This window comes from Streptomyces sp. NPDC001544, from assembly GCF_042894285.1.
Taxonomy (GTDB): domain Bacteria; phylum Actinomycetota; class Actinomycetes; order Streptomycetales; family Streptomycetaceae; genus Streptomyces.
This window is the reverse complement of record NZ_JBIAVN010000035.1, coordinates 1-14472: the sequence shown is the minus strand read 5'-3', so window position 1 is coordinate 14472 and position 14472 is coordinate 1. Positions and strand designations below refer to the sequence as shown.

Here is a 14472-nt window from a genome sequence, read left to right as displayed (position 1 = left end):
CCCGCGGAGCGGGTTCCATCGCGCTGCGCGCGATGCAAGCGAACACCCGCGCTGCGCGCGGGTGTTGCGCTCACGCTCCGCGTGAGCGTTAGCGGTTCGCTGCGCTCACCGCACAAGTTCCCTTGCTTCGCAAGGGAACTGACGCTCCCTCCGCTGCGCTCCGTGAGTGAGCCGGCCTGCGTTGCAGTCCGGTGCCGGGCTTCGCCCGGCCGGAGGCTTCCGCTGCGCTCCAGCCTCGACCGCGCTGCGCGCGGCAAACGGGCCTGCGGCCCGTACAGCAGCAAGGAAGAGGGTGCCGTCAGCTCTTGCTTTGCTTGTTTGCCTGTAGCTGATGCTGAACCTTGAAGAGCAAAGAGAAAAAGACGATCGCTCCACATCCCGTGGACGCAACAACCCAGGCGTGGGGGTAGCTCTTCACCAGGCCTGAGACGAAAGCTGCGAGTTCGAAAAGTCCGAACAGGGCGAAGAGCCAGCGTGCCCTGCGAAGCTGGCTGTCCGTCCGCCCGGCTAAGGGGGGACTCCATTTTCGTTCAGCGGTCATATCCCGCCGATTCCCGTAAACCCTCCCCGCATGTCCCGCACCGCGCCAACCGCCTTCAGAACCGTTGGCCCGCAATCCGCCGGCGGGCTGGCTACGCAGCCAGGGAGGGTCGGGATTCCAAGGCGGCTGACGAATGCTCTCAGGCGTGGGCGTGGCGGGGGCTTGTCGTCTTGTGCGAGGCGGCGTGATGCGCGGGCCGACCTGTCGGAGGGACGGCGAGACGCCGCAGGGACAGGCCAGCGGTGGCGAGGAGACCGGTGAAGACGGCCAGGAGGAGGACGGACACCCACATCTGCCGGCTCCCGGGTGCCTGCCAGCCGGTCCAGGCGGCGGATGCCGCCCACAGCAGGGCGCCCAGGGCATAAAAGGAGCGGACGCGGTGCAGCTGACGCACGGCCCGCAGGAACTGGATGCGTTCGGTCTTCGGTGCCATGCGGGGCCGTGTACCCCGATATGCCACGACCATCAGGGCCGAAGGAATCTTGTGCATTGGGCTTTCCCGGGCGTCTCGCACGTCTGCATCTCGATGTGATGCAGCATGTAGCATTGGCGTAATTCAGGGACACCAGGTGTGGAGGGCTTGCGTGTTGATCTACGAGTATCTGCCGCATGAGCTTGCCCGGCTCGGGGTGGTTGCAAAAGCTGCCGGACTCGATCACCGTCGGATAGCCGCTCGGGAACGCGCCGGGAGGGCGAGGACGGCCCCGCCCGAACCGCATCACTTGAGCGGGAGAAGGAGGGGATGGCCGCGTACGTGCCCTCCCGCGACTCGCGTGCCATCCGCTACGAAACGCAGCGTCTGCAGCGGTTGATGACAGACGTGGCCGAGGCCGAGCGCTCAGGTGTCGCGGCTGTGGAAATCCGGCGGCACCGCGTCTATCGGATCGCTGCCCAGCCCACCGCCGGCAGCTCCGGCCCGGACGTACCTGCCCCCGTCGTCCACCTGATGGCGGCATCAGCCGGTGAAGCGGCCGCGAGAGCCTGGGCCGTCCACGGAAGAGACGGCGGCCTCTACCAGCAGCGCGGCGGATACCGGATCGCTTCCGTCACGCAAATCCTTCCCGAGTCGGGAGAAATCTTTTGATTCAGCTCCGAGAACACCAGGTGGAACAGAAATCACGGTTCCGAAAATGGGTCGGATTTCCCACAAGATCATCTGCCCCACTGGAGGGGGCGCGCGGCACGATCGTGTCCGCGACCGGATCGGGCAAGACGATCACCGCCGCCGCATGCGCGCTGGAATGCTTCCCGGGCGGCCGGATCCTCGTCACCGTGCCGACCCTGGACCTGCTCGTGCAGACCGCCCAAGCATGGCGGGCGGTGGGACATCGCTCCCCGATGGTCGCGGTGTGCTCGCTGGAGAACGACCCGGTGCTCAACTCGCTGGAGGTGCGCACCACCACGAACCCGATCCAGCTTGCCCTGTGGGCCAGGTCCGGGCCAGTGGTCGTGTTCGCCACGTACGCATCCCTCGTGGACCGCGAGGACTCGGAGGACCCGCTCGGTCAGAGGAGCGTTCGCGGGCCGCTGGAGGCCGCTCTGGCGGGTGGAGAGCGCCTGTACGGCCAGCGCATGGACGGTTTTTCGCTCGCCATCATTGACGAAGCCCACTCAACCGCAGGCGATCTTGGCAGGCCCTGGGCGGCGATCCACGACAACGCCCGCATCCCCGCCGACTTCCGGCTCTACCTCACAGCCACCCCACGCATCCTTGCTTCCCCCCGGCCGCAGCAAGGCGCGGACGGCCAGGAGCTGGAGATCGCGTCAATGGGCCAGGACTCCGAGACCTACGGGCCCTGGCTTGCCGAGCTCGGGCTCTCGGAGGCGATCGAACGCGAGATCCTCGCCGGATTCGAGATCGACGTGCTGGAGATCCACGACCCCTCCCCCGTCACCGGGGAGTCCGAGGAGGCGCAGCGGGGCCGGCGCCTCGCCCTGCTGCAGACGGCGCTCTTGGAGCACGCCGCAGCGCGGAACCTGCGCACGGTCATGACCTTCCACCAGCGGGTGGAGGAGGCGATGGCGTTCGCGGAGAAGATGCCGCAGACGGCCGCCGAGCTGTACGCAGCCGAGGTCTCCGACGAGGCTCTGGCCGACGCGGAGGCCCTGCCGAAGTCGTCGATCGACGCGGAGTTCTACGAGCTGGAGGCCGGCCGCCACGTACCCCCGGACCGCGTGTGGTCGGCGTGGCTGTGCGGCGACCACCTCGTCACCGAGCGGCGCGAGGTACTGCGCCAGTTCGCGAACGGCATCGACGCCGCCGGCCGCCGGGTCCACCGCGCCTTCCTCGCCAGCTGCCGCGTCCTCGGGGAAGGCGTCGACATCACCGGCGAACGAGGAGTCGAGGCCGTGTGCTTCGCCGACACCCGCGGCTCCCAGGTGGAGATCGTGCAGAACATCGGCCGGGCGCTCCGCCTCAACCGGGACGGCAGCACGAAGATCGCGCGGATCATCGTGCCGGTGTTCCTGGAGCCCGGCGAAGATCCGACCGACATGGTCGCCTCCGCCAGCTTCCGCCCCCTCGTAGCCGTCCTCCAAGGCCTCCGCAGCCACGATGAACGACTCGTCGAACAGCTCGCCTCCCGTGCCCTCACCAGCGGGAAACGCAAGGTGCACATCCGACGCGACGAAGACGGGCGGATCATCGGGGCCGACGGCGAGGACCAGGAGCACGACGACACCCAGGCCGCTGCCCAGTCCGCGCTGCTCCACTTCTCCAGCCCGCGCGACGCCGCCACCATCGCAGCCTTCCTCCGCACCCGCGTCTACCGGCCCGAGTCCCTGGTCTGGCTGCAGGGCTACCAAGCCCTACTGCGATGGCGGGGCGAGAACGAGATCACCGGCCTGTACGCCGTGCCCTACGACGTTGAGGTCAAGGTGGGCGTGACGAAGGCGTTTCCGCTTGGGAGGTGGGTGCACCAGCAGCGGAAGGCGCTGCGGGCGGGTGAGCTGGAGCCGCGGCGCAAGGAGCTGCTGGACGCGCCGGAGGCCGGGATGGTGTGGGAGCCGGGCGAGGAAGCCTGGGAGGCCAAGCTCGCCGCGCTGCGCTCCTACCGGCGGGCCACGGGACACCTCGCTCCGCGTCAGGACGCGGTCTGGGGCGAGGGCGGGGCGATGGTGCCGGTGGGGCAGCACATGGCCAACCTCCGCCGCAGAGGCGGCCTCGGGAAGGACCCGGAGCGGGCCCGCGTGCGCGCGCAGCAGCTGGCAGCGATCGACCTTGACTGGAACTGCCCGTGGCCACTGGACTGGCAACGCCACTACCGGGTGCTCGCCGACCTGGTCGACGCCGACGGGAGCTTGCCCGAGATCCAGCCCGGCGTGCTGTTCGATGGCGATGACATCGGACGGTGGCTTCAGCGGCAGAAGCAGCCGGCCGCTTGGGCGCAGCTGTCGATCGGGCAGCAGGAGCGGCTGTCCGGGCTGGGCATCAAGCCCGCTGAGGCGCCGCCTGCCGCGCCTGCGGCCACGCGTGCGATGAAGCGCCCCAGCAAGGCACAGCAGGCTTTCCAACGCGGGCTCGCGGCCCTTACGCAGTGGGTGGAGCGGGAGGGTGCCGACCGGGCGGTGCCGCGCCAGCACAGCGAGCAGATCACGATCGACGGTGAGACGGAACCGGTGACCGTGAAGCTCGGCGTATGGACATCGAACACCCGCGCGAGGTGGGGCAAGCTCACTTCCGAGCAGCAATCCGCCCTCGCCGCCGTGGGTGTGCCCTGGGCGCAGGCTGCAGCGGTGCCTGCCCCGTCCACGGTTCCGTCCGGCTAGAGCCGTCGGACGCACGGGCGTAGGAAGACCACAGCCAGGGCGACACGGAAACGCAGGAAGAACGCGAGGGCGCGGGCGCAGCGGATGAACGAGCTGATGCGAGCTTCGAGCAGGCGCTCGTACGCCTCGCGCTCCGGTGGCCGCGGCTCGGTCTTCGCTGACGGTCGCACGCCGAACGTGCAGGGCCGAGGCCTCGTCCAGCGTCGGACCGTGCGCCTGATGCCGCCGCCTGCGCTTCCGCAGGCGGCGGCAGCGCAGACCGGGACGCAACCAGCGCATCGATCCGATCGAACAACTCGGACATCAATACCTCTTGAGCCACACACCAGCCCACGAACCGTATGCATAACGTACTTTTGCCGTACGGATAACGTACGAAATGCGTTGCGGTAGGCGTCCAAGCTGGAGTCCCGTCCTGTGTCCCCTACTCGCAGCACCTGGTCCGCGCGCCGCTGCCGCTGCGGGGAGCGGGAAAAGAAAGCTCCATGCGCTAGGACAGAAACCGACGGGGGTGCCCAGGGGAGCCGAGGGGCCGTTCTGGGGGAACCGGCTTTGGATTCCGCTGGGGCATCCATTGCAAAAGCGGCCCGCCCGGTCGGCGAACACGAGACCTTGGTGGAGTGACCCATCACCCAGGCCTGCTGCGGACCGCTCCCCTGCAGGGTGAGACAACCTCGTCGCTGATCTGCCGCATCGCAAGCCGCTACGGGATGGAAGCGAAGGCGTTGCGGTCGTCCTGGCAGTGGCGCAACTACCCGCCCGGGCACGACGGCGGGGGTGCGCGGACCGACGCCGAGGTACTGCTGAACCCAGCCGGACGGCAACTCCTGGCAGGCCTGTGCGGCGTCACCGAAGGCGTGCTGGCGCGGGCGCTGCCGTCCTGGGGACAGGAGGACGCCAAGCTGCCCGCCGGAGAAGACCAAGTGCCGGCGGCGGCGTGGCGGATCGGCGGCGCGGTCGCCGGGCCAGTGGCGCTCGGCTGCCGCCTGTGCACGGCCCGGCGTACGGGGACGGCCATGCGCATGGTGCGGTACACGCCGCGGTGGGAGCGGGCGTGTGTTCGGCATGGGCGGTGGCTGCTGGACGCGGACGCCAACCAGCCGTTGGAGCACCTCGATCTGCGGGGTCTGCCGGAGGTAGTGGCGGCGCAACGGCGGTGGGCGGCGGTGGCGCGGCGGGCGGTGCGGGCCGGTGCGGAGCCGGAGCGGGTGTTCGCGCTGGCGCAGGCGGTGGTGACCCGGTGGTGGGAGCAGGCTTACGGCTGGGAGCGGGAGACGATCTGGCCGGGGCGCCTGCACCTGGTCGCGGGCGGGGATGCAGGCGGTGATCTGGAGCGGTGGCGGATCGTGGGGCGGGACGCGGTCGTCTTCCCGGAGGTGGTGGCGGTGGCCGATGCATTGCTGGACCCGGCCATGGCCGAGCTGGTGTGGGTGGACAGTGGCGCCGGGCGGCCGCGGGCGCTGCCCATGGACGGGTTGTTCTGCCGCGCGCTCGGTGAGCGGGTGGGCCGGCCGTGGCTGGGGCCGCTCGCCGCGGCGGACCACGGCGGGCCGCTTCTTGCGTGGATGGGCAGTGTCATCCGTCTTCGCCGCGGCGCCGGCGGGCTGCCCGGGTACGACAACGACCCGTGGTGGCTGCGCCAGGAACACCAGGCCGCGACCATGGCCGGCCAGCTGCGGGTGCTGGGCAAGGAGAAGAAGGCGCCCGGTTCGGGGACGAAGTGGCGGGCTGCGGTGGCCGCCGAGCAGCGCAGGCTGATCACCAGCACGATCGACAGCGCCCAGGAGCAGTTGCTGCAGCTGCGCGGGGTGCAGACTGGTCCGACCGCCGAGGTCGCCCGGCGGCTGCTGCGCGGCCTCGGCCACAGCGCCAGCCTGATCGAGAACGCCTGGAAACGGACCGCGGTGGCGGCGGTGAACGGCGGGGTGCCGCTTCAGGAGGTGGCCCGGTGGGTCGACCTGCCCATCGAGGTGCTCCAGAAGATGCTGACCGCAGACAGGCAGGAAGACGACCGCTGAGAGCGATGCGCCAGCCAGAAGTCGACTGTTAGCTGATACGGCACTCGTTCGTGGCAGGAACACTGAAAACAGTGGTCCGGGCAAGCGGGAGCGACTTGGCTGGCACGGGTGAGCAGCACAGGAGCGGCCCGGCACCGGAGCCGGGCAGAGCGAGCGGCCGTCGACCAGGGCAGCGGGTTCGAGGCGGTGTTCCTCGACCCGGTGGGGCAGGCGGTGCAGCAGCGGTGGGCGGATGCCGCCATGACCGTGGCGTTCGAGGACTTGGCGCCGGTGTCGGCGTTCCCGGTGGTGCCGGGGCGGCGCTGGGGGCCGGGCCTGTGGTGGTCGGCAACCACCGGGCGGCACGTAGCGGCGGGGTCGAACGCGATGCGCACCCAGCTGATGGTCCTGGACCGCGACGCGGATGTGACGGGCCTGGCGGGGCGGCCGGTACGGCTGCTGTGGCGTAATCGCCGCGGCCAGGTGCGTTCCTGGGTGCCGCAGCTCTTCGCCCGCCGTGCCGACGGCACCGCGCTGCTCGCCGACTGCCCCGGCCACCCGGGCGCCGGCGGCGAACGAGCGGTGAAGGCCGCCGAGGCGGTGGCGCAGGCATGCGCGGACGTCGGCTGGACCTACCGACGCATCCCGCCGCTCGATGACGTCCTGGCCGCCAACCTCAAATGGCTGGCCGGATACCGCCATCCTCGCAACGCCGGCCGCCCGGGGCTGATGGCGGCGGTCGGCGAGGCGTTCACGCGGCCGCGGCCGCTGATCGAGGGCACCGAAGCGGTCGGCGACCCGATCGAAGTCCTTCCCTGCGTCTTCCACGCTCTGTGGCACGGCCGGTTGACGGCTGATCTCGACACGCCGCTGCACGAACGCCTCCTCGTCGGCCCGCAGGGCTGGAGCGACCCGAGCAAGAAGGAGGGAGGTGCCCGGTGAGTGCGCGGCGCAATGACCGGCCGGCCGTGAAGGTCGGTGCTCACGTCCGCTTCCGTGGCATGAAATGGCAGGTGGTCGCCCTCTCGGGGCAGGACATCCACCTCCTCGGCCCGGACGGCGGTGGTGAGGTCGTGCTCCCTGGGCATCTGTTCGCCGACCCCGGCTTTACCGTCATCGGGGCCGATGCGCCGCAGACGGCCCCGAAGTGGGGCCTGTTCGAGACCGCCCCCGCCGCGGCGCGTGAGAAGGCGCTGGCCTGGCAACGGCACGTGCGGGAAGTCGAATGCGGCCTGCCTGGCGGGCCCGGCAGCGAAGGGACGGTGCGGGAGCAGTACGACCCGCAGCGGCACACGCTGGCCGAGCGGGAGCACGCCAAGGCGAAGGAGCTGACCGCGCTCGGCTTCGGCCGGGTGTCGCGCACCACGGTGCAGCGCATGCGGCTCGCCTACCGCAAGCAAGGCCTGTGGGGACTCCTCGATCACCGCACCACCCGCGCCTCCAGCCCCACCGGGCGGGCCGACGAACGGGTCATCGCCGCCGTCCGCGAGGCACTGCGCCGCCGCCGCGGCCGCTCCAAGGGCACCATCAACGGCCTGTTCCCGCTGATCAACCAGATCCTTGAGGACCGGCACGGCCCCGGCACGGTGCCCGCGCCGTCCCAGGCCACGCTGTACCGGCTCGTCACCGCTCTGGCCCGGCCCGGCGAACTGCCCACCGGGCTCGTGAGGCAGGTGCCGGCGAGCGTCGACGGGCGGGCCTTCACCCCCGCCATGGCGTTGCGGCCCGGCGAACAGGTCCAGGTCGACACCACCCGCTTGGACGTCCTCGCCCTCTTCGACGACGGGCGCCTGGCTCGCCCGGAGCTCACCATCGCCGTCGATGTCGCCACCCGCGCCATCCTCGCCGCCGTGCTCTGCCCGAGCGCGACCAAAGCCGTCGACGCGGCCCTGCTGCTGGCGGAGATGGCCGTCCCCCACCCCGCCCGGCCCACCTGGCCGGACATCCTGCGCATGGACCACGCCCCTGTCCTCCCCCACCAGCGGCTGGCCGCGGTGGACGAGCGCCTCGCCGGCGCGGCGGCCCGGCCGGTCGCCCTGCCCGAGACGATCGTCGTCGACCGCGGCAAGATCTTCGTCTCCGCCGCGTTCACCGCCGCCTGCGAACACCTCGGCATCAGCCTCCAGCCCGCCCCGCCCCACGCCCCCACCGCCAAAGGCATCGTCGAGCGGACGTTCGGCACCATCAACCACCTGTTCTGCCAGCACCTGCCCGGCTACACCGGCTCGGACGTCACCCGCCGCGGCCCCGACACCGAGAAAGACGCCTGCTACAGCGTCCCCCAGCTACAAGACCTGCTCGATGAGTGGCTGGTGCACTACCACCACCGGCCCCACGAAGGCCTGCGCCACCCCCTGATGCCCCGCAAAGCCCTCACCCCGAACCAGATGTGGGCCGCGCTCGTCGCCGTCGCCGGACACGTCCCCGTCCCGCTGACCGGCCACGACTACCTCGAACTGCTGCCCGTGCGCTGGCAGGCCATCACCCCCGCCGGCATCACGATCCACCACCGCACCTACGACCACGATCTCCTGGCCCCCTACCGCGGCCAGGCCTCCCCGGTCGCCGGCCGGGGCGGGAAGTGGGAGATCCACTACAACCCCCATGACATCCGCCAAATCTGGATCCGCCTCACCGACGGTCACCTCACCGAGATCCCGTGGATCCACCGCGACCACGTCCACCAGCCGTTCAACGACCACACCTGGCAGCACATCAGAACCCACACCCATTACAACAACCACGACGACACCCAGCAGCACGAGGCCGGTCTGGCCGACGCCCTCGACCAGCTCATGCGCCGCGTCCACACCGGCCACGCCACCACCGCTGAACAAGCCCTCCTCGCCCGCGCCACCACGCTGCCGGTTCCCGCCGCACGGCCCCCGCACCACGGCACCGGCCCCACCACCGGCGAGCCAGCGCAGCACGACGAGGACGACAGCATCGACGACCCCCCCGAGGACGACACCCACCCCGCCACGGCCGCCGGATTCGGGCTCTACGACGCATACGAGGAAGCCGACAAGTGGTGAACTTGAACCCGCAGAGTGCGGGCAGCACACCCGTCAGCGCCGGCGACAGTGATGCGGCCGAGCTGTCCTGGCCCCTGACCACGTGGCAGGGCTGGCACCGCTTCGCCACCACCGACCCGCCCGCACCGCCCCAGCCCGGCGACCCACCCCGCAGCACCGACGAACGCCTCCCCTGCCACTCCGCGTTCGTCACCATCCGCACCCCCGCCATCAGCGCCCTCGCCACACAGGTCCGCACCCTGATGATCCTCGGCCTCCACCAGCAGGCCACCGCCCTCCCTGATCGTCACCGGACCCGCCGCAGCCGGCAAAACCACCGCCCTCCTGAATGTCGGCCGCGCCTGCCACCTCGCCCACAGCCGCAAAAACCCGCCACCGCCCGGGTCCGCCCACTCCACGGCACCCGTGGCGTACATCCTGGTCCCGCCCGGCGCCACCGCGAAAACCCTCATCACCGAGTTCGCCCGCTACCTCGGCATCCCCGTAAGCACCCGCATGACCCAGACCCAGATCACCGACGCCGTCTGCCACACCTACACCCAAGCTGGCGTCCAACTCGTCCTCATCGACGAGATCCACCGCCTCAACCCCCGCACCACCACCGGCGCCCAAACCGCCGACCTGATCAAAGACCTCACCGAACGCCTGCCCGCCACCTTCGTCTACGCCGGCATCAACGTCACCGACACCCCCCTCTTCAGCGGGACACGGGGCGCTCAACTCGCCGGGCGCGCCACCCTCATCACCTGCGGCCCACTCCCCGCCCGCCACGGCACCCGCGAACCCTTCCGCGACGTCATCACCGACATCGAAAACGCCCTCGACCTCCGCCACCACAAACCCGGCACCCTCCCGGCCCACGCCCCCTACCTCCACCAGCGCACCGCCGGCCGCATCGGATCCCTCACCAGGCTCATCCGCCAAGCCGCCATCACCGCCATCACCGACGGCACCGAACGCATCACCAAAGCCGCCCTCGACGCAGTACGACTCGACCACCTCGCCGAACGACACAACCGCCCCGCCCGCAACCGCTAACCCCTGCCCGCCGACCAGGCAAAACAGCCCTGACCAGCACAAACACCAACCGGGCCTTTACACGCCAGAACTACCTAAAACCCACCCAGCCACGCTCCACGCAGAACACATAAGACCAGCTCACACCCCCACCCACCCCGACCTAACCGCCCACTCAACTTCTCAGCAAACCCACAACACCCCAGGCCACCAATCACTCAGCACACCAACAAACCCCCCTCCGAGCGTTAGGAGGTCTGGCACGTACAGACCGGCGGCCCGTCCGATCTGCACGACGTCCATCGTCGGCTGCGACGAGGATGACTTGGCAGCCCGTCACCTCCTGGATGAAGCCACCTTGTCGCAAGCAGTGGTGTTCCGCCCGACAGTGTGGGAGGACTGAAACCACCGGCTGCAGGATGCGGATAGTCACCGAGGGTTGCCACATGAGGAGGTCGCAGGGCCGAGAGCTCGTGGTCAGGTCTGTGAGAGACGGTCATGTAGTCGAGCGTGGCGGAACTGGTAGATCGAGCCGGCTTGGCGCAGCACGCCACGGCGGTGGGCGTCTTCGAGGAATTGGTTCAGTCGCAGGGGTGTCCGCCCGAGAAGCGCGAGCCAAGCCCTGCTGAGCAGGTAGACACCCCATGATCGAGACAGTGTCGTGGTGAGTCCGATGGCGAGCCCGAATACCGCTCCTGCCGCGAGGCCGAGGCTCAACGGAATGTGTTGGGCCATTGCTTCGCCGCCGATGACGAAGCCAGCGAGTCCGTAGCTCACGCTGCCGATGTACCGGAATGCGAACCAGCCGAACAATGCTGACACGAGTCCGGCCGGCAATGCCCGGACGAAGTGAAAGGGGTCCGCGGCCGGGCCGAGGTTGGAGTGCGGCTGGCTGACGGAGATCGCGAACCCGTAGAACAGCCCGATGGACACGCCCACCGACAACGCGACCGCGAGTGTCGCGAGACGGTCCTGAGCGTAGGTCGTCGCTGGGCTGGACGCACGGTTTACCTCCCGCGGCGCCTCCAGCCAGACGTGCAGTCCCATGCTGAACCCGAAAGCGAACGCGAGCATGACCACCGTCCAGGTCGGGAGTGACCAGACCACCCCGATCACGACGCTGATGACCACCCCGATCACGAACCGGCCGAGGAATGGCAACGCCGTGCGCCGGAAGCGAACGTTGACCCGCAATGGTCCTGACCGTGTTCCCCAGCCGTGGGCGGCACAACCGCCCACGGCGGTGGAAAGCCCGTAGACCCAGGCCAGGATGGGGCCTCTGGCCAGCAGGCCGGCGATGGCGAACAGACATGCCGCGGGCAGGCTGAAGACCAGTCCTCGTACGGGCCGGGGTAGCGCGCAAACCAGGTGCTCCCAGGCGAAGTCGCGGGTTTGCAGGCGCTGTAGGTGGCGAGCGAGGAATGTCAGCCATTGTTGGGCCTGGTCCGGACCGTAGTTCCGGACCGCCGCGGTCTGCGGTCCCGGCGGTTGAGGACGTCGGGCATAAACAGCGGGGATCCACGTGTCGAGCAGTTGGTCCTCGATCGTGGTTCGGTCGGGGAACTGTTGCGGATCAAGAAGTTCTCTGGGGTCGCTTGTGGGGTCGCGGTAGGCCGTCCGGGCGAGGTCGACCATCAGCGGGGTAGACAGCGCCTGTGCAAGTGGGCCGTCGCGGTGGTGGCGCAGGTGTTCGACGACGGGTTGCCAGCGGGTGTCGCCGCGGTGGTGGCGTGCGGTGAGGAAAGTTATGGCGTCGTCGAGTTCAACGGGTTCGATCTCCACCACCGCGGCACTGGCAAGGATGGCGCCGTTCCGGACTGCGTTCTCGTACTCGTTGGTGCGGCAGGTCACCACGAGTGGCCGGCCGCCCGCTATCGCCTGGTCCATGGCGTCGATCGCGGCGGTGTGCAGGCCCGGTGGCGTCTCGTCGAGGCCGTCGAGCACCGGTATCACCCGCTCATCGGTCACCAGGCGGATCGCGGCATCGCGTCCGTACGCCTTGGTGTTGCCCAGACCGGGGTACTCCTCCACCAGCCTGCGTGCCAACCAGGTGTGCAGGTGATCTCGTTGGGGATTCCAGGACGTCAGCGACATCAGTACCGGCGTCGGATCGCCCGGCGTGCGGTCGGCCAGCAGCCCCAGGGTCAGCAAGATCGCCAGCACGGTCTTGCCTGCCCCCGGCTCGCCGAGCACCACCAGTTGACGTACGGGAAGCGACCGGAACTTCAAGGCCACGTCAGAGATGTCACCACGGAGCACCTCACTTGCGCCTGTCACCGGCCGACCGGTGGTCGACCACCGTAAGCGCACCGGCGCCGGCCGGTGCAATGAGCGGATCTCGGCTTCCGCGGTCCACTGCCGGGTTATGGCGGTGGCCAGTTCGCGGGCCGCCCGATCCAGTTGAGTGTCCGGTGTGGGCTCTTCGGCAGCGGCGGTCGCGGGCGGCCCAGAGGCCGCCAGGTCCGGGTCGGCGGTCAGGATCCGCTGGTGCAGCTGCCGCAGGGCGGGACTGGGGTCGAGACCGAGTTCCTCGGCCAACCGCGTTCGGGTCTGTTCGTAGCGGGCAAGGGCGTCAGCCTGCCGGCCCGACCGGTACAAGGCGAGCATCAGCTGCGCCGCCAGTCGCTCGTCCCACTGGTATTCGCCGGCCCGGCTGACCAACGTGGGCACCAACTCCGTGTGCTGGCCCTGCGCCAGCCGCAGATCGGTGAAGTCAAGCTCGGCCGCGAACCGTTCCTTCTGCAGGACCTCCCGGACGTCGTTCAGCCAGGGCGTGTCCACGCCAGAGAACGGATCGCCCCGCCACAATGCCAACGCTTCGTCGAACAACGCCATCGCATCCGAGTCGTCCTGCGCCGCGCGCGCTTGTCGTATCAGCTCACTAAACCGGTGCATATCGACCAGCGCTTCATCGACCGAGATCAGGTAGCCACCGGTTTGCCGAAGGATGTCCACCCCCGCCATGACAGCCAATGCTTTGCGCAACCTGTGCACGTAACCGTAGAGCGTGTCCCGTGCGCGTTGCGGGGGCCGCCCCGCCCACACCCGCTCAACCAACTGGTCGACAGGCACGATCCGATTCGCCTCCACCAGCAAAACGACCAACACCAACCGCTGTCGACGATGCCCAAGATCAACCAGTTGGCCATCGACACGGGCCTCAATGTCCCCCAGTAAGCGGAACTCAGCCGTCATCATCCCCTCCCCAGAAGCTCCCGCACACCGTTCACTCCAGCGTCGCTTACCCATCGCCAGGCACATCCCAGGCGAACGATCGGTCCCACACGTGCCTCACAGCCGCCACGCAGACCAAGACTGCGGAGGAACGCCTGCCAGCGGATATCGATGTCCTGGCTGGTCATGGCGGTGCGCGAGGACCACAGCCATACCGGCTTGGGGTCGCGGTCACCGGGCAGGTGCTCGACCTTCAGCCGGATCAACGTCCCGTGGATCAACGGGAGTTCACCGCAGTGGTCGAGCCAGGGGCCACGGGCCTGCAATCGTGGGTGCATCCGGTCCCAGGCGAGGGCTTCGGCCGTGCCGTAGCGGGTGGTGTCGCATGTCGTGGCCTGGTCGGGGGTGTGCCAGGACTCCGGCTTGGAGAAGGTGAGGACGCCGCCGTGCTTGCGGGGCTGGCCGCCACGCGGGGTGGAGCGGCGTGGGCCGGCATCGCGGAGCATGACCAGCACCAGGTGCAGCTGGTCCCACACCCCGGCTCGTTCCACGCGGCCAGCCGCCGCCAGCACGTCATTCCCGAACCGAAGCCCAGCTCCTGGGGCAGGTACTCCCACTGGATGCCGGTGTGCAGCACGAACAAGATCCCGCACAAGGCCTGGCGGTCCGGCACCCGGGGCCGGCCCTCCACCAGCTTCGGCCCCGGCTCAGGTAGCAACGGCTCGATCAGCGACCACCAGTTCATCCGACACGATCCACGGCCGCGACTGTCGTTTCCCCACGACCAGACCAACGACCCTCCACACCGAAAGTCACATGATCAACAACTTCTGTTAGGACCTCTTAGAGGTCATCTCATTTGGCTGAGTAGGCTGTCGGCTGTGGTGGGGATCATTGAGCGGCTGGTGCCGGACGAGTTGTGGGAGCTGTTCCAGCGGGT

8 protein-coding genes and 2 pseudogenes are annotated in these 14472 nt (G+C 69.4%); 6 read left to right on the top strand and 4 right to left on the bottom strand.

Going from position 1 to position 14472, the window contains the following annotated elements; genetic code table 11:
- Positions 1-680: 680 nt before the first annotated feature.
- Positions 681-974 (bottom strand): hypothetical protein, encoded by a 294-nt coding sequence (locus ACFY0F_RS39045; RefSeq protein ID WP_388805977.1) that lies wholly within the window; start codon positions 972-974, stop codon positions 681-683.
- A gap of 309 nt (positions 975-1283) precedes the next feature.
- Here ACFY0F_RS39045 and ACFY0F_RS39040 point away from each other — a divergent pair, with 309 nt between their 5' ends.
- The 6 genes from ACFY0F_RS39040 to ACFY0F_RS39015 all read left to right on the top strand — a co-directional run bounded on the left by ACFY0F_RS39040 (position 1284) and on the right by ACFY0F_RS39015 (position 10379).
- Positions 1284-1625 (top strand): hypothetical protein, encoded by a 342-nt coding sequence (locus ACFY0F_RS39040; protein ID WP_388805974.1) that lies wholly within the window; start codon positions 1284-1286, stop codon positions 1623-1625.
- Positions 1622-4309, top strand: coding sequence for a Helicase associated domain protein (locus ACFY0F_RS39035; protein ID WP_388805971.1), 2688 nt, complete (start codon positions 1622-1624; stop codon positions 4307-4309). Before ACFY0F_RS39040 ends, ACFY0F_RS39035 begins: the two co-directional genes overlap by 4 nt.
- A gap of 620 nt (positions 4310-4929) precedes the next feature.
- Positions 4930-6327 carry a DNA-binding protein gene (locus tag ACFY0F_RS39030; RefSeq protein WP_388805968.1) on the top strand — a complete coding sequence of 466 codons (1398 nt, stop codon included), beginning with the start codon at positions 4930-4932 and terminating at the stop codon, positions 6325-6327.
- A 108-nt stretch (positions 6328-6435) separates the two neighbouring features.
- Positions 6436-7248, top strand: coding sequence for a TnsA-like heteromeric transposase endonuclease subunit (locus tag ACFY0F_RS39025; protein ID WP_388805965.1), 813 nt, complete (start codon positions 6436-6438; stop codon positions 7246-7248).
- Between the two features lie 59 nt (positions 7249-7307).
- Complete coding sequence (locus ACFY0F_RS39020; protein ID WP_388805962.1) at positions 7308-9341, top strand: Mu transposase C-terminal domain-containing protein; 2034 nt, start codon at positions 7308-7310, stop codon at positions 9339-9341.
- 279 nt (positions 9342-9620) lie between these two features.
- Positions 9621-10379, top strand: coding sequence for a TniB family NTP-binding protein (locus ACFY0F_RS39015; protein WP_388805980.1), 759 nt, complete (start codon positions 9621-9623; stop codon positions 10377-10379).
- A 456-nt stretch (positions 10380-10835) separates the two neighbouring features.
- On the opposite strand, the gene ACFY0F_RS39010 is transcribed toward ACFY0F_RS39015, so the two are convergent.
- From ACFY0F_RS39010 to ACFY0F_RS39000, 3 genes and pseudogenes are all read right to left on the bottom strand, one after another.
- Positions 10836-13553 (bottom strand): BTAD domain-containing putative transcriptional regulator, encoded by a 2718-nt coding sequence (locus ACFY0F_RS39010; RefSeq protein WP_388805959.1) that lies wholly within the window; start codon positions 13551-13553, stop codon positions 10836-10838.
- A gap of 122 nt (positions 13554-13675) precedes the next feature.
- Positions 13676-14011, bottom strand: a pseudogene (locus ACFY0F_RS39005) (transposase); the annotation flags it as partial.
- A 9-nt stretch (positions 14012-14020) separates the two neighbouring features.
- Positions 14021-14287, bottom strand: a pseudogene (locus tag ACFY0F_RS39000) (transposase); the annotation flags it as partial.
- Positions 14288-14472 lie beyond the last annotated feature (185 nt).

Bases quoted from the DNA above. Each gene is read 5' to 3' on its own strand.
- ACFY0F_RS39020 (WP_388805962.1), top strand. From the start codon at position 7,308: ATGAAATGGCAGGTGGTCGCCCTCTCGGGGCAGGACATCCACCTCCTC.
- ACFY0F_RS39010 (WP_388805959.1), bottom strand. From the start codon at position 13,553: ATGACGGCTGAGTTCCGCTTACTGGGGGACATTGAGGCCCGTGTCGAT.
- ACFY0F_RS39045 (WP_388805977.1), bottom strand. From the start codon at position 974: ATGGCACCGAAGACCGAACGCATCCAGTTCCTGCGGGCCGTGCGTCAG.
- ACFY0F_RS39040 (WP_388805974.1), top strand. From the start codon at position 1,284: ATGGCCGCGTACGTGCCCTCCCGCGACTCGCGTGCCATCCGCTACGAA.